We start from the raw sequence: 18,028 nt of genomic DNA, 5'->3' as shown, positions 1-18,028 counted from the left end.
TCGGGAGGCTTCTACCGCGCCTATCACGTCGTGCAGGGCATCGACGAGATCGTGCCCGTGGACGTTTACGTCCCGGGATGCCCGCCGACGCCGGAAGAGCTGATGTACGGGATCCTCCGGCTGCAGGAAAGCATCCAGTCGGGCCGGAAATCGCGCGACGACCGCTCGGCGCGCTTCGCGGCGTCGCTCCCGGCGCTGCCGTCGACATGAGCGAGGCTTCCGTCTCGACCCTCTCCTCGTCCGCCGAGCGCGTCCGCTCCCGGATGGCGGGGGCGTTCCCCGACACGCGCGTCTCGGTCGCCGACCTCGACCTGCCGACGATCGAGACGGACCCCCGGGGCTGGCCGTCGGCCGCGCGCTTCCTCCGCGACGACCCGGAAATGCGCTTCGACCTGCTCGTCGATCTCCTCGGCGTCGACAACCTCCGCCGGCGCGGCCAGCCGACCCGATTCGAGCTCGTCGTTCATCTCTACTCGACGGCCCGCGACGAGCACGTCCGGGTGAAGGTCCGGCTCGACGACGAAAAGCCGGAGCTCCCCTCCGTCGTGGACGTGTGGCCCGCCGCGAACTGGTTCGAGCGCGAGGCGTTCGACCTGTTCGGATTTCGTTTCGAAGGGCACCCGAACCTGCGGCGGATCCTCTGCCACCAGGCGTTCGTCGGCCATGCGCTCCGCAAGGACTACCCGCCCGGCCAGCGCTGGATGTGCACGGAGGAGGACCTCTACGTGCCCGATCTCGTCCGCCGCGAGGGCGAGGAGGCGGACCACTTCGAGACCGTCGTCGTGAACCTCGGCCCTTCGCACCCGGCCACGCACGGAACGCTCCGGATCGTCGCGCGGCTCGACGGCGAGGAGATCATCGAGGCGGAATCGGAGATCGGATATCTCCACCGCTGCTTCGAGAAGATGGCGGAGACCCACACCTGGAACCAGGTGATCCCCTACACGGATCGCCTGAACTACTGCTCGGCCTTCCTCAACAACGTCGCGTACTGCAAGACCGTCGAGCGGATGCTGGGGATCGAGGTCCCGGAGCGCGGCGCGCTCGTCCGCACGATCCTCTCCGAGTTCTCGCGCATCATGGACCACTGCGTCTGCATCGGCGCGAACCTCGTCGACACGGGGGCGCTGACGAACTTCTGGTATCTCTTCCAGCCCCGCGAGGAGATCTACGGGCTGATCGAGTCCTGCTGCGGGGCGCGGCTGACGGTCTCGTACGGCCGCGTGGGAGGCCTCTCGCGCGACGTGCCGGCGGACTTCGTCGACCGCTGCCGGTCGCTCCTCCGGTCGATCCCTCCTTTTCTCGACGACGTCGACGACCTCGTCAAGAAGAACCGCATCGTGTGGGACCGCTTCCGGGGCGTGGGCGCCGTCACGAAGGAGCAGGCGATCGCCTGGGGCTTCACGGGGCCGTGCCTGCGCGCCTCCGGCGTGGGATACGACGTGCGAAAAGCCCGTCCCTACGACTTCTACGACCGTTTCGACTGGAACGTCCCCGTCCATCGCGACGGCGACAACTACGCGCGGTACCTCGTCCGGATGGAGGAGATGCGGCAGTCGCTATCGATCATCCGGCAGGCGCTCGAGCTCCTCCCCTCGTTCTCCGGCCCCGTCAACACCGGCGACTGGCACGTCGTCCTGCCGCCGAAGGACCGCGTGTACCACGACATGGAATCGCTCATCTACCACTTCAAGTGGGTGATGGAGGGCATCCAGGTCCCGGAGGGAGAGCGTTACGAATGGTTCGAGGGCGCCAACGGCGAGCTCGGCTTCTACGTCGTCTCGACCGGGGGGGGCGCGCCGTACCGGATCAAGCCGCGCCCGGCCTGCTTCCCGCTCATGGCGGCATTCGAGAAGATCATCGTCGGCGGCCGCGTCTCCGACGCGATCGCCACGCTGGGGACCCTGAACATCATCGCCGGGGAGCTGGACCGATGAGGAGCTCCCTCACCCGCGCTCACGCGCGACCTCTCCCGCCGGGAGAGGTTTGCGACCGGGCGCCGCTCTTCCTCCCTCTCCCCGCGGGAGACCTGTCGCGCCGAAGCCTGGAGGCGAAGGCGGAGGGTCGGGGTGAGGGAGCCCAGGGTAGGAGCCATGCCCGCTAACGTCGTCGACATCACCGACCGCGAGCCGCGTCGGACGCCGGCGGCGGTCCGGTTCTACCTTCCTCTTCTGAAGGGCATGGCGGTCACGCTCGGCCACCTCCTCAAGAACATCGTCGCGATCAAGAAGCTCCCGACGATCCTCTATCCCGAGCAGAAACGGAACTACTCCGACCGGTTCCGCGGCAAGCACATCCTGAAGACGCGCGAGGACGGGACGTTGAAGTGCGTCGCCTGCTACATGTGCGCGCAGGCGTGCCCCGCCGACTGCATCCAGATCGTCGCGGGAGAGCACCCGAAGCTCTCCTACGAGAAGTATCCCGTCGTCTTCAACATCGACATGCTCCGGTGCGTGATGTGCGGTTTCTGCGTGGACGCCTGCCCGAAGGACGCGATCTGGATGTCCCGGAACTACGAGCTCTCGTTCTTCACCCGGCACGAGTCGGTCTTCGACATCACGATGCTCGTCGAGAAGCCGGGCGCGGGAGTGAAGGACGGCTACGGATACCGCCCCTACTACCCGGGGGACGGGACCGTCCCTCCGACAGACGCCTCGGTCGCCCCGGTCGTGCCCGGCGACGGAGAGCGCAAGGAGCTCCGCGAGAAGGGGCTGCTCGAGGACTCCGGCAACCTTGTCCGCGGGTGAAGGGACGCCCCGCGCCTGTCCGCGGAATCTTCGACTCTTCTTCATCGTCGTTGCCGGTTCGTGCCGCGGAGATCTCCGCTCTCGAGACGTCGCTGAACGAGGATCCCCGCTATGCGCACGTCCGACGAATCACGGACTGAGGCTCTATTCACCCCGCTCCGCGTCGTCACGATAGGATTCGCTCGTGCCCCCGATCGACATCGACGAGCGCCTTGCGCGCGCCGCGACCCTTCCCTCCAACGTGTACTTCGGCGACGAAACGCTCGCCCGCGAGTATGAGCGCGTCTTCGGCCGAACCTGGCAGCCGGTGGGCCGGGAGGAGGACGTCGCGGAAGCCGGCGGCTATTTCACCGCTGCCGTGGCGGGCGAGCCGCTTCTCGTCGCGCGCGCCGACGACGGCGTCCTGCGCGCGTTCTCGAACGTCTGCCGGCACCGCGCCGGGCCGGTCGCGGGCGGGAGCGGGAGCTGCCGCGCGTTCCGCTGCGGGTACCACGGCTGGAGCTACGGCCTCGACGGGCGGCTCCTCGCCACACCCGAATTCGACGGAGTCGAAGGGTTCCGGAGAGAAGACGTCGCCCTCCCGGCGTTCCGCGCCGAGACGTGGATGGGCCTCGTGTTCGTGTCGCTCGATCCCGCGGCCCCGCCGCTCACCGCGACGCTCGACGACCTCGCGGACCTTCCCCGGCGCCGGCCCCTCTCCGGCATGCGCCGCGCGCACCGCAGGGAATGGATCGTCGAGTGCAACTGGAAGGTCTACGTCGACAACTACCTCGAGGGCTACCACATCCCGATCGTGCACCCCGGGCTCTTCCGCGAGCTCGATTACGCGCGCTACGCGACAGAGACGAAGCGTCTCTACTCGATCCAACACGCGCCGGTGAGAAAGTCGGCGCCCGGGCGGCTCCGGAACGGCGAAGGGGATGAGGCCGAGTACTACTGGCTCTTCCCGAACCTCATGTTGAACGTCTATCCCGACAATTTCTCCACCAACGTCATCCTTCCGCTCGGACCGGAACGCACCGTCACGATCTTCGAGTGGTTCTTCCGCGACCCGGACGCGCCTGCAACGCGCCGGGCGATCGAGGAGACCGTGGCCTTTTCCGACGAGATCCAGCGCGAGGACATCGCGATCTGCGAAGCGGTCCAGCGCGGTCTCCGGTCGCGCACTTACGACCGCGGACGGTACTCAGTCAAGCGCGAGAACGGGGTCCATCACTTTCACCGGCTCTACGCTGCGGCGATGGGTTGACGAAGCCTCGCACGACGAGTCGCGACTCGCGAGTTTCGAGTCGCGAGTCGAAGGCGCCGCGAGATTCGCAGGCGCTGCCCGGAAACCGCAACGGAATTACGGGAGAAGGATTTCGAGGCGCGTCGAGGCGCGAGCCCGCCGGGATGCGGGCCGTCCGGCCGCCGGCAAAGGCGTACCGAAAGCGTACGTCGTGCCGGCGGCGGGCGGCACGCGCCCGCTCCGCCTTCGCTGAAGCTTCGGCGCGATCCTGTCGGCATCGACGGGCGATTCGGCACGCGTGAAGCTATGACCCGATCGCGCCGTAGCTCCGCAGAGCGGAGGCGGACCGGCTCGATGCATCGACGCGCCTGATCCCCTAGCGAAAGCGGAGGCGCAGGGCCAGCCCGAAGTCGGCCCGGTCCCCGAGCGACGGCACGTTCTCCGTCAGCGTGAGCGCCGCCGAGCTCCGCGGGGAGAGGTCGCGTTCGACGCCCAGAGCGATCTCGAGCCCGGGACGCGACAGGTCGCCGAGGTCGTCGCGGCGAAAAGGGCTCTGCTCGAAGGTCGCCGATACTCCCGCGCGCGTGCGGGACCCGAAGGATCGCGTGGCTCCCGCCAGGACGCGCGAGAACCACGCGACCGGCAGCCTCGGCCCGGAGCGCCACCGTCCCGGCACGACGACGCCCGCCTCGCCGTCGACGGTCCACTTCCGACCGTCGCGCCGCGCGAACGCGAGCGCGCCCGCGTCCCATGATCCCGATCCGTCGAGGTCGCGCGCGCTCCCGGTCGGCGCCTTGACGGCCGCGTCCGCGCCGCACGACCAGGGGGAGGACTGCCGCGGACGCCACGAGAGCGTCGCGGTCGTGTCGCCGAAGCCGGAATCGGGCACGCGGTCGTCGAACGTCATCTCGCGCCCGCGGCGCTGCACCGCGACCGCGAAGCTCGACGCGGGGAACTCGTTCCTCCCCGACTGTTCCAATCCGAAGGCGCGGTGGAACGCCTCGACGGCCGAACCGCCGTGGATCGCGTCGTGCGACATCCACACGAGCTCGGCCGAAACCGAGAGCGTCGGCGTGAGACCCGCGCGCGCGACCCCCGCGATGCGAAGGAGGTCGCTCTCCAGGAAGAACACCCGGTCCTGCGGGAAATCCGAATGGATCTTCGCGGCCTCGTCGGCGGCGAACGGCCGGTCGACGCGCCCGAGCGCTTTGTGGATGGTCAGCGCGTGCCACGTCGACGAGAACGTGCTCGCGTAGGCCGCGTCGAGCCGCGCCGTCACGCGCCCCGGCGCGGGCGAGTCCGGGTCGGCCGGCCCGAAATCGAGGAAGGGAACGTGCAGGACGTGGAAGCTCCGCTCGCCGAAGATCGGGGCCAGGGATCCTTCCGTCGCGTGGGCGCGCGGCCCGGCGCTCGCCGCGAAGACCGACGCGAGTATCGCGATTCGGAGAGATCGGGCGCGGCGGCCCGTCACGGAAGGGTGTGTCCGCGCCCCGGAAACGGAAGGTCCTCGAGGCGGCGGCGCCGCGGGGGGAAGCCGCGGGCGCCCCGGCGGCCGCCGGCCGTCCTCACGGGCCGATTCCCGCGGCCGTGCCGCGCGTCTCGGAGACCTCCCCGATATCCCGCCGCCCCGGGAGCTCCCGGCGCTCCGCGAAGGCGGACGCGTCCTCGGCCTCCTGCCCCGACCACTCGTGGTACGCCTCCGCCACGACGTCCATCGGGCCGTCCGAGACGAGGCGGCCCTGGTCGAGCCAGAGGACGCGCGAGCACGTCTCTCGGATGTGGCCGAGAGAATGCGAGACCAGCATGACGGTCTTTCCCATCTCCCGGAACCCCGCCATCCGATCCCGGCACTTCGCCTGAAAGCGTTCGTCGCCCACGGCAAGCGCCTCGTCGACGAGCAGGATGTCGGGGTCGACGTCCGTCGCGACCGAGAACGCGAGCCGAGCCACCATGCCCGTCGAATACGTGCGCATCGGCGCGTCGAGGAACTGTGCGAGCTCGGAGAACTCCGCGATGCTCGGAAGGCGCTCCTGCATCGCGCCCCGCGAGAAACCCATCAGCGCGCCCTGCAGCAGCACGTTCTCCCGGCCCGTCAGCTCGGCGTTCATGCCGAGGCCGAGCTCGAGGAGCGGCGCGAGGCGGCCGCGGACGACGACTCGTCCGTCGGAGGGACGCACGACGCGGCAGATCGCCTTGAACATCGTGCTCTTCCCCGCACCGTTGCGGCCGATGACGCCGACGTTCTCCCCGTCGGCCACGTCGAAGCTGACGGACTTGAGCGCCGCGAACTCGTCGAACGCGAGCCGATTCGCGAGCCGCCGGATCATGTGCTCCTTCAGCGACCGCGAGCCCCCGCGAGGCACGCGATACCGGATCGACACGTTCTCGAAATGGATCATCGGCCGGCTAAACCGGGTTAGGACCGGAACGCATAGTCCTGGATGCGGCGGCAGAAGAAGGACCAGCCCGCGGCGAGCGTCCCGAAGGCGATCGCCGCGGAGAAGAGGATGACGAGGCGCGGCGGGAGCATCCCGTCGTACACGGGGGTCCGGAACGTCTGCAGCAGGAAGTAATGGGGGTTCAGCCAGAGGACGAACCGGAACCGGCCCGGCACGATCGACGGGGCGTAGACGATCGGCGTGATGAAGAACCAGGTCTGGACGAGCACGAGGTACATCTCCCGGATGTCCGTGAATCGCGAGGCCAGCGTGAAGATGAAGAAGGCGATCCCGAGGGTGAAGGCGACGAGGAGCACGACCGCGATCGGGAGGAACCAGCTCGTCGCCTTGAACGTGAACCGCGTCGCGACGAGGATGACGACGAGAGGGACGATCGAGAGGACGAGATTCACGAGGGCGACGCCCGCCGCCGAGACGACGAACACGGAGCGCGGCAGGAAGATGCGCTTGGCGAGCTCGTTGGCGTCGTGCGTCTGCGATGCGGCGAAGGACGTGCCGGTGGCGAACATCGCCCAGTACATCGAGCCGAGCATGAAGAACGCGGGGTAGTTCTTGATCTGCTGCTTGAGCAACGCCGAGAACACGAGCGTGAGCGCGACCATGTTGAGGAGGGGCGCGAGCATCGTCCAGGCGATGCCGAGCACCGACCGCTTGTAGCGGACCTTGATGTCGCGGACCATCAGCTCCCACACGAGACCGCGGTACCGCCAGAGGAGGAGCAGCTCGTCGAGCTCGGGAAACCCGCGTTCGCCCGAGTCGTAGTACGCATCCAGACGCGCGAGCCGGGAGGAGGACATCAGCGCGCGGAATATAGCAGGTTGCTGAAAAAGGGTCCGCGGCGGGGTTGCGAGTGCCGCGCGCTCGAATGCAAGACGCCGCGGCGACGACGATGCCGGAAGCATCGTCTAGCCGCGGCAACACAGCAGGCGGGCTCGCGCCGCCGCAACCTTCTGGTGGCGCGACTCTTGCCGTTCGCACGTTGTCCCGATCCGGCGCCGATCTCCCCGCTCGAGCGCCGCACGGTTAGGCGAATGATCTGCAAGAGTCGCGACACGCCGCCCGGATCCATTTTTCAGCAGCCTGCGAAAAGATGACCGAGCGCTTCCCGGCCGCGCGCGGACCAGTCGTTGGCCCGTCCGATCGCCCGGAGGCGGTCCGTGAACGTCCGGTCGCGCGAGTCGGCGAGCGCCGCGGCGAGCGCCATCGACCATTCGGCGGCGGTCCGAGCGATCCGCACTTCGGCGAACGCCCCGGCCTCGGGCATCGGCGTCGACACCGGCGGCCGCCCCGCCGCGAAATACTCGTAGAGCTTGATCGGGGAGACGAAGGCGGTCTCCGGCGAGACCCGGAAAGGGATGATCGCGACGTTGGCGGAGGCGAGGAGGCGCGGGACCTCGGCGTTGGCGCGCGCGCCGAAGAAGCGGACGTTTTCGAGCTCGGCCGCGCCGGAGCGCTCCCAGGCGCCGTCGAGCGCCTCGCCGTACAGCCGGAAGTCCCAGCCGGGGTTCCCGCGCGCGACCTCGGCCAGCAGAGCGAAATCGAACCACCGCGCGAGCGCCCCGACGTAAACGGCCGCCGGCCGCTCCGCCGCGCCCGGCGGACATCCCCGGGCCCGCGCGAACGCCGCCGCGTCGACGCCGTTGGCGAGGTAGACCGCGTCCGGGCGCTTCGCGGCGATCTGCTCGCGCAGCCCCCGGGAGACGGCGAACACCCGCTCCGCGCGGGCGAGCGCGCGCTCCTGGTTGCCTCGGAGGCGCCGGATCGGCTGCGGGAACACTCCGAGATGGTCGATCGCGTCGTACACGAGCCGCCCGCCGGGCCATTCTTCCTTTCGCGGGACGTTGTAGGCGACGGACCAGAGAAACGGGCGCGCGAGCTTCTCGAGGGGGGCTCGGGGGCCGCGGTAGAGGAAAAGGTTCTCCTCCACGTCCACGAAGCCGTCGAACCGGTCCTCCGGATGATCGCCGCAGTCGAACACGACCGGATGCCCCGCCCGGGCGATCGCCCGGGCGAGATGGTGCGGACGCTGGACGAGCGCGACGTTCCACCCGATCGACGGAAGGAAGACGACCGGCGACTCGGCGCGCGAAAGCTCCGCCGGAAGCGCATGAGGATCGCGGCGCGCGGGCGCGGGGCTTCCCCACTTTTCCCGGTAGCGGCGCTCGTTTTCCCGGAAGATCGCGAGATAGCGCTCCTCGCCGAGCCTGGCGAAGCTCCCGCGGCCGCGGTGATGGACCCACGAGTCGCGGGCGCACGCGATCTCCCATCCCGCGTCGCGGACGCGCCGGCACCAGTCGTCGTCTTCGAACATGCCGACCGCGAACCGTTCGTCGAGCGGACCGACCGCGTCGAAGAGCCGGCGCCGGAACGCGACGCAGAACATCGCGAGCATGGGGATCGGGATGCGCCGCCCGCGATTGGCTTGCGTGAACGCGCGCGCCCAGGCCGGAAGATCGGAGAGGCGCGCGTATCCCTCCGGCACCTTCGCCTCGTTGGCGATCTCGTTCGTGCTCGACCCGACGAGGCCCAGCCGCGGATCCGCCTCGAGGTGCGCCAGCAGCGCCGAGAGCCATCCGCGCGTGACGATCGTGTCGTTGTTGAGGAGACAGACGAACTCGCCGGTGGAGGCCGCCACGCCCTGGTTCACGGCCGCGGCGAAACCGCGGTTCTCGGCATTGGCGATCAGCGTGAAGGGGAACGCGGACGCGCGGCGCGCCTCTTCCAGCCACTCGCGGGTGCCGTCGGCCGAGGCGTTGTCGACGACGACGAGCTCGACGTTGGGCCAGTCGGTGCACGCCGCGATCGACGCGAGGCAGGCGCGGTTCAAGGCGAGATTGCCGTACGTGACGATCACGATCGACGCCTTCGGCCAGAGCGCGGCGAGCTCGGCGAGCATCCGGCCCGCTTCGTCGCGCGATGCGGGCGAGGCCGCCGCCGGCGCCCTCTTCCACCCGGCCCGCGCCGGGACGCTCTCCGCCGGCGCGCCGAAAAGGACCGCGTGGCGGATCCCGAATGCGTCGTCCGCGGCGTCGAGCCCGTCGGGGCCGGCCGGGAAGAGCACCACGCCGGAGGTCGCCCCCGCGGCCGGCCGGTCGGAGGAAGGGTCGGCGACGAACGCGCGTCCTCCCGCCGCGGCGATCGCCCCGGCGGCCTCGCGGACGGCCGCCGGCGGCGCGCCGCCGAAAGCGCCTGGAAGCAGGACGACGTCCGGCCTTCCGGGAACGTCCTCGCGGGCCGGCGCGGCGATTTCGCCGGCCTCGAGGACCGGCTTCCGGATCCGGAAGATCTTCTCGATCGGAAGGAGCCGCCGGATCGCGCGGCGCACCGGGAGGGGGATCGCGTCGCGTCCTCCGAAGTAGAGGGTCCGGAGGAGCTTGCCGCTCATCGTCGCGGGGTGAAGGGCTCGACGGAGCGTCCGGCGAGGATCGCGACGATCCGCTCCGCCGCCCGGCCGTCTCCGTACGGGTTCGCGGGCCGCGACATGGCCGCGTAGGCGTCGGGGTCGGTCAGGAGGCGCTCGGCCTCGCGGTAGATCTTCTCCTCGTCGGTCCCGACGAGCTTCGCCACGCCGGCCTCGATCCCCTCGGGACGCTCGGTCGTCTCGCGGAGCACGAGCGTCGGCTTGCCGAACGTCGGCGCTTCCTCCTGGATGCCGCCGCTGTCGGTCAGCACGATGCGCGCGGCCCGCATCCACCCGACGAGACGGGCGTAGTCGGCCGGCGGCTCGAGCTCGACGTTGGCGATCCCCTCGAAGACGCGCGCCGCCTCCAGGACGTTCGGGTTCGGGTGCACGGGGAAGACGAAGCGCGTCGCCGGGAATCGCCTCGCGAGCCGCGCGATCGCCCGAAACGAGCGGCGCATCGGCTCCCCGAAGCTTTCCCGGCGGTGCGACGTGACGAGCACGAGGTCGCGCGCGTCGGCCGGCGCGTCGGACGACCGCTCCGCGAGCCAGCGCAGCGCGTCGACGACGGTGTTCCCGGTGACGTGGATCGTCGCCGCGTCGGTCCCTTCGCGTTCGAGGGCGGCCGCGCTGCGCGGCGTCGGCGCGAAGTGGAGCGACGCGACGAGATCGGTCACGCGCCGGTTCATCTCCTCGGGGAACGGATTGCGGAGATTCGACGTGCGGAGCCCCGCCTCGACGTGGCCGACGCGGACGCCGCGGTGGAAGCCGGCGAGCGAAGCCGCCATCACCGTCGTCGTGTCCCCCTGCACGAGGACGACGTCGGGCGCGACGGATTCCAAGAACGGGTCGAACGCCGAGAGCACGCCGGCCGCGACGGCGCTCGGCGTCTGGTTCGGGCGCATCAGATCGAGGTCGATGTCCGGCGCGATCCCGAACATCGCGAGCGCGGAATCGAGGAGGTCGCGGTGCTGCGCGGTCGCGCAGACGACGGTCTCGAAGCCCGGCTCCGCGCGCAGGCGCAGGACGACGGGCGCCATCTTGATGGCCTCCGGCCGGGTGCCGACGACCACCAGCACTTTCATGGGCACTAGCGGACCGCGTGCTCGACGGCGGCGGCGACCGCGGCGATCTCGCCGGCCTCGAGCTCCGGCCAGATCGGGAGCGCGAGGACCTCTCGGGCCGCCCGCTCCGAGACGGGAAGGTCGCCGGGCTTGCCGCCGAGCGCCGAGAAGCATTCCTGGAGATGGAGCGGGACCGGGTAATAGACCTCCGATCCCACGCCCGCTTCGGCGAGTCGTGCACGGACCGCGTCGCGGTCCGCCACCCGCACGACGAACTGGTGGTAGATGTGATCGCGGTCCGGCCCGACGACCGGGAGCGTCAGCTTTCCCGCCGCCTCGGCCGGCGCGAGCCGTTCCCGGTACTCGGCCGCGATCGCGGCGCGGCGGGCGTTCCACCCCGCGAGCCGCTCGAGCTTCACCCGCAGCACCGCCGCCTGGATCTCGTCCAGCCGGAAGTTCCCTCCGATCTCCGCGTGGAAATACTTCGGCTCCATGCCGTGCACGCGCAGGCGCCGGAGGCGCGCGGCGAGCGCCGCGTCCTCGGTCGTGACGAGGCCCGCGTCTCCCGCGGCGCCGAGGTTCTTGGTCGGGAAGAACGAGAAGGCGCCGACGTCGCCGAACGTCCCGACCGCCCGGCCGCGGTACTTCGCGCCGATCGCCTGGCACGCGTCCTCGACGACGCGGATGCCGCGCCGCCGGGCGGCCGCGAGGATCGGATCGAGGTCGGCCGACTGCCCGTAGAGATGCACGGGGACGACCGCGCGCGTGCGCGGCGTGATCTTGCGCTCGAATTCCCCGGGGGAGAGCGTGAGGGTCCCCGGCTCCACGTCGGCGAACACGGGGACGGCGCCGAGACGCGAGACGACGCCCGCGGTCGCGAAGAACGAGAACGCGGGGACGATCACCTCGTCGCCCGTCCGCACGTCGAGCGCCATCAGCGCCGCGAGCAGGGCGTCCGTGCCGGAGGAGACCCCGATCGCGTGCGATGCTCCGAGGAACGCGGCGAGCTCCCGTTCGAGCGCCGCGCCCTGGTCGCCCAGGATGAAACGCTGCGACGCGAAGACGCCGGCGACCGCCGCCATCGCCTCGTCCCGGTACTCCGCGAACTGCCGGGTGAGATCCAGGAGAGGGACCTTCGTCGCGGTCATGAACGCGCGAGTCTATCGCGAAACGTCCGCCGTCCCGTCCGGATCAGCTCCACCCGTACGCGGGCGGCGCGCGCCGCGGAGGCTTCAACAACGCGAGCAGCACGATCCCGGCGACGAAGCCGCCGATGTGCGCGAAGTACGCGGTGCCGCCGGTCGTCGGCGTCGAGGCCGAGAGGCTCGCCGTACCCGAGAAGAACTGGATGACGAACCAGAACACGATGAAGAGGAACGCCGGCACCTCGGCCGTGAAGAACAGGAAGATCGGGATGAGCGTCAGGATCCGCGCGCGGGGATAGAGGAAGAGGTACGCCGCCAGCACCCCCGAGATCGCGCCCGAAGCCCCGAGCGACGGCAGCCGCGACGACGGATTGAAGAACGCGTGGGAAAGCGACGCCGCCAGACCGCAGAGGAGATAGAAGACGAGATAGCGAAAGTGGCCGAGGCGGTCCTCCACGTTGTCCCCGAAGATCCAGAGGAAGAGCATGTTTCCGCCGATGTGAAGCCACCCGGCGTGGAGGAACATGGCCGCGAAAATCGTCGCCAGCGACGCGGCGATCCCGTACTGGCCGCTCCACATCCGGACGGGGACGAAGCCCCAGATCCGCAGGAAGCGGTCGAGAGCGGGCGGCGGCAGCGAGAGCTCGAAGAGGAACCCCCACACGTTGCCGCCGATCAGCAGCCAGTTGATCCACGGCGTCGTGCGGGTGCGAACGGTGTCGCGAAGGGGGATCAGGGCCTACGCGCTCTTCGCGTTGACGCTTTCCTTCAGCTCCTTGCCCGGCTTGAACTTCACCGCGCGGGAGGCGGGGATCGTGATCGACTCCCCGGTCTTCGGGTTCCGGCCGGCGCGCTCGGCGCGGTCGGCCACCGAGAATGCCCCCAGTCCGGAGACGTTGACCTTCTCCCCTTTCCGGAGGGCGCCCTCGATCGCGTTCAGGAACGCGTCGTACGCGGCGGCGGCATCGCGCCGGGAGAGATTCGTCTCGCTCGCGATCGCCTCGATGATCTCGTTCTTTCCGGCCATTTTGCCTCCCGGCCGGCGAATGTATGCGGTGGCGTTGCGTTTGTAAAGTGCCCTTGCTTCGTGGGCGCGGAGACTCGTCGCGCCGAAGCCTTGGCGAAGGCGGATGCATCGAGCCGGGTATCCAGCGGACGGCGCGTCAGCGCCGGATGCGCCGATCGCCGAGCACGCCCGTGCGACGGCACACGGCGCGTGCGGCCGGCGTCGCCCTCCGACGTACGCTTACGGTACGCCTGCGGGCGCCGCCTGGCCACCCGCATCCCGTCGGGCTCGCGCCTCACCGCGCCTCAGGCAGAATCGTCATTCGCCGCTGCGTTCGTCCGCGGAGCGGAGAGTCAGGCAGTGCACATTCGGTTGAGAACCGGGTGACCGGGCCCGTGGCCCTTCGCATCGCGGAGAGCTTTCGCCCGAAGTTACCGAGGCGAAAGCTCCGCGATGCGGGAGCGGGAGCGTCGGTGAAGGGGGTGGCGGCGGCGCGGTCGAGTCGCTCGTTCGGCGAGCCGCGACGCTGCCACGCGCTCCCGGTCCCCGAACCAGCTCCCGCGACCGTGCATCTCCGCGCCCTCCCGCCCTCCTATTCCCTGCGGAACAGGTGCGCCGTAAACCCGTCCGTCCCCTCGTCCGGGTAGAGGCGGAAGACCGCCCCCGAGACCCGGCTCCGCAGCGCTTCGGGAGGATCGATCGGAACGAGGACGATCGAGGGATCGGCCGCGGTGAGGCTCGCCGCGACGCGCTCGTTCTCCTCCTCCTCGAGGCTGCACGTCGAATAGAGGAGATAGCCGCCCGGGGCGACGAGCGCGGCCGCGGATCGGAGCATCCGGAGCTCCGCGGCGGCAAGAGCATCGATCGCGGCGGGGGTCAGCCGGTAACGGATCTCCGGGTTCTTCCGGAGGGTCCCGGTCCCGGAGCACGGCGCGTCCAGGAGGACGCGGTCGAAGCGCCGCTCCGGGAACGGAGGGAAACGGACGTCCGCCGCGACCGGACGCGCCCGCGAGAGGTCGAGCCGGGCGCGGTTCTCGGCGAGGAAGCCGAGCCGATCGAGAGAGGCGTCCGCCGAGATCGTGCGCGAAAAGCGCTCCGAGAAGAGCGCCGCCGCGGTCTTGCCGCCCGGCGCCGCGGCGAGATCGAGCAACAGGTCTCCCGGCGGGAGGAGCGACGGGAGCGCCTGCGAGCCTCCGTCGGCGACGTAGAAGGCGCCCTTCTCGAAGGCCGCGGTCCGAAGCGGGTTTCCCGAGAGCACCTCGAGCCCGTTCTCCACGACCGCGAGCGGCGCCGTCTCGACCCCCTGCTCCTCGAGCTCGGCGGCGACGTCCTCCCGCCGCGAGCGCCGGCCGTCGCAGAGCAAGTGCAGTCGAGACCGCTCGTCGTCGGCCGAGAGGATCGAGCGGGTCCGCGCGATCCCGAAGCGCGCGATCCAGCGCTCCACGAGAAAGAGGGGATGCGAGAACGCCTCCGCGAGATCGCGCGCGGTCTCCCCCGGCGGCACGCGCGCCGGCTCGCGCAGCGCCGAGCGCAGCACGCCGTTGGCCAGGCGCGAGGCCCCCTCGCCGGAGAGAGCGCGCGCCATGGCCACCGCCTCGTGGACCGCGGCGCGCGTTGGCACGCGGTCGAGGAAGCGCACCTGGTAGAGCGCCGTCTCGAGGATCTCGCGGAGCGGCGGCTTCAAGCGCTCGAGCGGGAAACGCGAGAAGCGGGAGATCTCGGCGTCGAGCGCCGACCGGCGGCGCAGCACGCCGAGCACGAGCTCCCGCGCGAAATCGCGGTCCGCGTCGGTCAGTCCCTCGAGATCGCGCGTCAGGCGGAGCGGCCGGCGGCCCCCCGAGAAGAAGTCGGAAAGGACCGCCACGGCGCGGCGGCGCGCCGGGCTCGCCGACCGGCTCGGAGAGCGGGGGGAGGGACGGTCAGGGGGTCCCAAACCGCGTTTCCCGCCCCGCGCCTTCCCGGCGCAGGCCGCGAAGGAATTCCGCTCCGCTCGCCGGTTTCCTTCCCTCCCGCTGCAGCCGCGACACGACGAGCGACGTCCCATCCCCGCAGACGACCGCCGGCTCTCCCGCCTCGTCGAGGACCTCGCCCGGGTTCCCGCCCCGTCCCGCCGCGCCCTCCCGCGCCTCCAGGACCTTGATCCGCTCGCCGGAAAGCGTCGTGAAGATCCCCGGCCAGGGCGTGAACGCGCGCCGCATCCGGAGGATCGCGGCGGCCGGGCGGCTCCAGTCGATCTCGCCGTCGGCGCGGCGGATCACGCGGCAGTACGTCGGCTCTCCCTGCTGGGGCCGCGGGGCGAGCGTTCCCGCCGCCGCGCCGCGCAGCGTCTCGACGAGGAGGTCGGCGCCGGCGAAGGCCAGGCGGCGCGAGAGCGTCTCGGCCGTGTCGTCCGCGTCGATCGGGAGCCGGCGCTCCCCATAGACGGGCCCCTCGTCGAGTCCTTCGGTCATCCTCATGGTCGAGACCCCGGTCTCCGCGTCGCCGGCGAGGATCGCCGCCTGGACGGGCGACGCCCCGCGGTGCCGCGGCAGGAGCGAGCCGTGCACGTTCACGCACGCCAACGTCGGGATCTCGAGGATCTCGCGCGGGAGGATCTTCCCGTAGGCGACGACGACGATCGCGTCGGGCGCCTCCGCGCGCAGCCGAGCGAGCACGTCCGGATCCCCGCGCAGCCGCTCCGGCTGGAACAGCGGGATTCCCCGCTCGCGCGCGAGCCGCGCGACGGGCGGCGGCGTGAGCGCCGCGTGGCGGCCGACCGCCCGGTCCGGCTGCGTGACGGCGAGCGTCACGCGGAAGTCCGGCTCGTCCGCCAGGCGCGCGAGCGAAGGCGCGGCGAACTCCGGCGTGCCGAGGAAAACGACGTTCAGCGGACCGCCGTCGCCGCGGGCGGACGGGCGGGCTCGGCGGCCTCCCAGGAGACCGGAACGAGCCCGCTCTCGAGCCACTCCTCGTCGCCCGCCAGCACCCGCCGAGCGACGGCGTACTTGCGCGCGTCGTCGTTGTCGGCGAGGGAGGCGAAGCGCGCCTCGATCCGCCGCGCCGCGTTGCGGCAGAAGAGGTCCGCGAGCTCGACGGCGCGGGCGGCCTCCGGCACCCCCGCGCGGCGCAGGGCGTCGGCGCGGGCCACGGCCGCCGTCATCGCGAAGAGATCGGCGCCGACGTCGACGGCGCGGAAGAGCGTCGCCTGCTTCTTCTCGAGCTTCGGGCCGAACCGGACCATCTGGTGGAAGATCGCCCGCGCGAGCCGCCGCGCGGTGCGGTCGAGGAACCGGACGTGCCCGGCGAGCGGGCCAAACGCCGAGAAGCGCGGCCACGCGCCCCACCCGAGCCACCGCGACGGGTACCACCACGCGTAGAACGCCGCGACCTTCGGGAGCGCCGCGAGCTTGCGGGAGAGCGGCGCCTTCGGGTCCGCGAGCGCGCCGGCGACCGCCAGGTGCGCGTCGAGCGCCTCGCGCGCGATGAAGAGGCGCATGATCTCCGACGAGCCCTCGAAGATCAGGTTGATCCGCGAATCCCGCATCATCCGCTCGACCGGGATGGCGGGCTCGCCGCGGGCGCGCAGGGAATCGGCCGTCTCGTACCCGCGGCCGCCGCGGATCTGGACCGTCTGGTCGACGATCTTCCACTGCTCCTCGGAGTTGAACATCTTCGCGACCGCCGCCTCGAGGCGGATGTCGCGGGTGCCCTCGTCGGCGATCCGGCTCGTGAGCTCGACGATCGCGTCCATGGCGAACGTCGTCGCCGCCATGTCGGCGAGGATCTGCGCGATCGCCTCGTGCCGGCCGATCGGCTGCCCCCACTGGACGCGCTCGGCCGCCCAGACTCTGCAGATCTCGAGCGACCGCTTCGCGCCCGCCGCGCAGGAGGCGGGGAGCGTCAGCCGCCCGGTGTTCAACGTCACGAGAGCGAGCTTCAACCCGCGTCCTTCGGCGAGCAGGAGGTTCTCCTTCGGCACGCGGACGTTCGTGAACCGGATCACGCCGTTCTCGATCGCCTTCAATCCCATGAAGTGGCACCGGCGCACGACCTCCACGCCGGGGAAGTCCTTCTCGACGATGAAGGCCGAGATCTTCTTCGTGTCGGGATGCCGGGCCATGACGACGAAGAGCTCGGCGAGCGTGCCGTTGGTCGTCCAGAGCTTCTCGCCGTTGACGACGTAGTCGCCCTCCGGAGTTCGCTCCGCCGTCGTCGCGAGGTTCGCCGGGTCGGAGCCGACGTCCGGCTCCGTCAGCGCGAAGGCGGAGATCGCCCCGCGCGCCAGGCGCGGCAGGTACTTCTTCTTCTGCGCCTCCGTGCCGAAGAGCTTCAGGGGCTGCGGGACCCCGATCGACTGATGCGCCGAGAGCAGCGCGATCAGGTTCCCGTCGACGCTCGTCACGAGCTCGATCACGCGCGCGTATTCGAGCTGCGAGAAGCCGAGGCCGCCGTACTCCTTCGGGATCTTCATGCCGAAGGCGCCCATCTTCGCGAGACCGTCGATCACGCGCTTCGGGATCTTCCCTTCGCGGTCGATCGCGTCGGAATCGACCTCCTCGAGGAGGAACTTCTCCATCCGGTCGTAGAAGGCTCGGAACTCGGGGCGCTCCGGCGGCTCGGGCGGGAAGGGGTGGACCAGGTCGAGGCGGAAGTTGCCGAGGAAGAGCTCCTTCAGGAACGAGGCGGAGCGCCATTCGGTCTCGCGCGCCTCCTCGGCGACCTTCCGGGCTTCGGCTTCCGAAAGAAACTTCCCCGATTTCCCGGCGTCGGGCATCGAGCCTCCCCCGTTCGGGATTGTAGCAGCGGCCATGCCATGGCTCGGGCGCGGCGATACGGGTCGTTATACGGCGGCGTTCTCGGCGACCGAGCCAAGGCGCCTCGGCGTGAGCGGCACGAACCGTGGATCCGGATTTGGGTGCTAGAATTTCCTAAATGGATTCCGAAGAAGTCGACGAGGTGACCCGGCGGATCTCCGTTCTCGTCGAAGCGGTGCGGTCCGA

15 protein-coding genes are annotated in these 18,028 nt (G+C 70.6%); 4 read left to right on the top strand and 11 right to left on the bottom strand.

Annotated elements, in window-relative coordinates; genetic code table 11:
• From VKH46_17185 to VKH46_17170, 4 genes are all read left to right on the top strand, one after another.
• Window positions 1–210, top strand: a 210-nt coding sequence (locus VKH46_17185) for an NADH-quinone oxidoreductase subunit B (protein ID HKB72568.1), incomplete at its 5' end; no start/stop codon positions are given.
• The gene (gene nuoD / locus VKH46_17180) at window positions 207–1,937 is read left to right on the top strand and encodes an NADH dehydrogenase (quinone) subunit D (protein HKB72567.1); all 1,731 of its coding nucleotides are present in this window, start codon (window positions 207–209) and stop codon (window positions 1,935–1,937) included. The genes VKH46_17185 and nuoD, both read left to right, overlap by 4 nt.
• Before the next feature lie 156 nt (window positions 1,938–2,093).
• Entirely contained in the window at window positions 2,094–2,747 is a 654-nt protein-coding gene (locus VKH46_17175) for an NADH-quinone oxidoreductase subunit I (GenBank protein HKB72566.1), read from the top strand.
• 184 nt (window positions 2,748–2,931) lie between these two features.
• Complete coding sequence (locus VKH46_17170) at window positions 2,932–3,996, top strand: SRPBCC family protein (protein ID HKB72565.1); 1,065 nt, start codon at window positions 2,932–2,934, stop codon at window positions 3,994–3,996.
• A gap of 355 nt (window positions 3,997–4,351) precedes the next feature.
• Here VKH46_17170 and VKH46_17165 read toward each other — a convergent pair whose 3' ends face one another.
• The 11 genes from VKH46_17165 to VKH46_17115 form a co-directional block, all read right to left on the bottom strand.
• Entirely contained in the window at window positions 4,352–5,446 is a 1,095-nt protein-coding gene (locus VKH46_17165; protein HKB72564.1) for a DUF3187 family protein, read from the bottom strand.
• 94 nt (window positions 5,447–5,540) lie between these two features.
• Window positions 5,541–6,374 (bottom strand): ABC transporter ATP-binding protein, encoded by an 834-nt coding sequence (locus VKH46_17160; protein HKB72563.1) that lies wholly within the window; start codon window positions 6,372–6,374, stop codon window positions 5,541–5,543.
• Between the two features lie 17 nt (window positions 6,375–6,391).
• On the bottom strand, window positions 6,392–7,231 hold the full coding sequence (locus VKH46_17155; GenBank protein ID HKB72562.1) for an ABC transporter permease: 840 nt from the start codon (window positions 7,229–7,231) through the stop codon (window positions 6,392–6,394).
• Between the two features lie 275 nt (window positions 7,232–7,506).
• Window positions 7,507–9,819, bottom strand: a complete 2,313-nt coding sequence (locus VKH46_17150) for a glycosyltransferase (GenBank protein ID HKB72561.1) — start codon at window positions 9,817–9,819, stop codon at window positions 7,507–7,509.
• On the bottom strand, window positions 9,816–10,919 hold the full coding sequence (gene wecB / locus VKH46_17145) for a UDP-N-acetylglucosamine 2-epimerase (non-hydrolyzing) (GenBank protein HKB72560.1): 1,104 nt from the start codon (window positions 10,917–10,919) through the stop codon (window positions 9,816–9,818). Before wecB ends, VKH46_17150 begins: the two co-directional genes overlap by 4 nt.
• Window positions 10,920–10,924: 5 nt before the next feature.
• Window positions 10,925–12,046 (bottom strand): DegT/DnrJ/EryC1/StrS family aminotransferase, encoded by a 1,122-nt coding sequence (locus tag VKH46_17140; GenBank protein HKB72559.1) that lies wholly within the window; start codon window positions 12,044–12,046, stop codon window positions 10,925–10,927.
• A 43-nt stretch (window positions 12,047–12,089) separates the two neighbouring features.
• Window positions 12,090–12,707, bottom strand: a complete 618-nt coding sequence (locus tag VKH46_17135) for a rhomboid family intramembrane serine protease (protein HKB72558.1) — start codon at window positions 12,705–12,707, stop codon at window positions 12,090–12,092.
• Between the two features lie 75 nt (window positions 12,708–12,782).
• Window positions 12,783–13,070 (bottom strand): HU family DNA-binding protein, encoded by a 288-nt coding sequence (locus VKH46_17130; GenBank protein HKB72557.1) that lies wholly within the window; start codon window positions 13,068–13,070, stop codon window positions 12,783–12,785.
• Window positions 13,071–13,641: 571 nt separating this feature from the next.
• On the bottom strand, window positions 13,642–14,913 hold the full coding sequence (locus VKH46_17125; protein HKB72556.1) for a transcription antitermination factor NusB: 1,272 nt from the start codon (window positions 14,911–14,913) through the stop codon (window positions 13,642–13,644).
• Between the two features lie 55 nt (window positions 14,914–14,968).
• Complete coding sequence (gene fmt, locus VKH46_17120) at window positions 14,969–15,916, bottom strand: methionyl-tRNA formyltransferase (protein HKB72555.1); 948 nt, start codon at window positions 15,914–15,916, stop codon at window positions 14,969–14,971.
• Window positions 15,913–17,802 carry an acyl-CoA dehydrogenase family protein gene (locus VKH46_17115; GenBank protein ID HKB72554.1) on the bottom strand — a complete coding sequence of 630 codons (1,890 nt, stop codon included), beginning with the start codon at window positions 17,800–17,802 and terminating at the stop codon, window positions 15,913–15,915. The genes fmt and VKH46_17115 overlap by 4 nt, the downstream gene beginning before the upstream one ends.
• Window positions 17,803–18,028 lie beyond the last annotated feature (226 nt).

It is taken from the genome of Thermoanaerobaculia bacterium (genome assembly GCA_035260525.1).
Lineage (GTDB): Bacteria > Acidobacteriota > Thermoanaerobaculia > UBA5066 > DATFVB01 > DATFVB01.
The sequence above is the reverse complement of the archived record's forward strand: the minus strand, read 5'-3'. Positions and strand labels throughout refer to the sequence as shown.

Excerpts from the sequence above, each read along its gene's own strand:
- nuoD (HKB72567.1), top strand. The coding sequence starts at position 207 with ATGAGCGAGGCTTCCGTCTCGACCCTCTCCTCGTCCGCCGAGCGCGTC.
- VKH46_17175 (HKB72566.1), top strand. The coding sequence starts at position 2,094 with ATGCCCGCTAACGTCGTCGACATCACCGACCGCGAGCCGCGTCGGACG.
- VKH46_17160 (HKB72563.1), bottom strand. The coding sequence starts at position 6,374 with ATGATCCATTTCGAGAACGTGTCGATCCGGTATCGCGTGCCTCGCGGG.
- VKH46_17155 (HKB72562.1), bottom strand. The coding sequence starts at position 7,231 with ATGTCCTCCTCCCGGCTCGCGCGTCTGGATGCGTACTACGACTCGGGC.
- VKH46_17150 (HKB72561.1), bottom strand. The coding sequence starts at position 9,819 with ATGAGCGGCAAGCTCCTCCGGACCCTCTACTTCGGAGGACGCGACGCG.
- wecB (HKB72560.1), bottom strand. The coding sequence starts at position 10,919 with ATGAAAGTGCTGGTGGTCGTCGGCACCCGGCCGGAGGCCATCAAGATG.
- VKH46_17140 (HKB72559.1), bottom strand. The coding sequence starts at position 12,046 with ATGACCGCGACGAAGGTCCCTCTCCTGGATCTCACCCGGCAGTTCGCG.
- VKH46_17130 (HKB72557.1), bottom strand. The coding sequence starts at position 13,070 with ATGGCCGGAAAGAACGAGATCATCGAGGCGATCGCGAGCGAGACGAAT.
- VKH46_17115 (HKB72554.1), bottom strand. The coding sequence starts at position 17,802 with ATGCCCGACGCCGGGAAATCGGGGAAGTTTCTTTCGGAAGCCGAAGCC.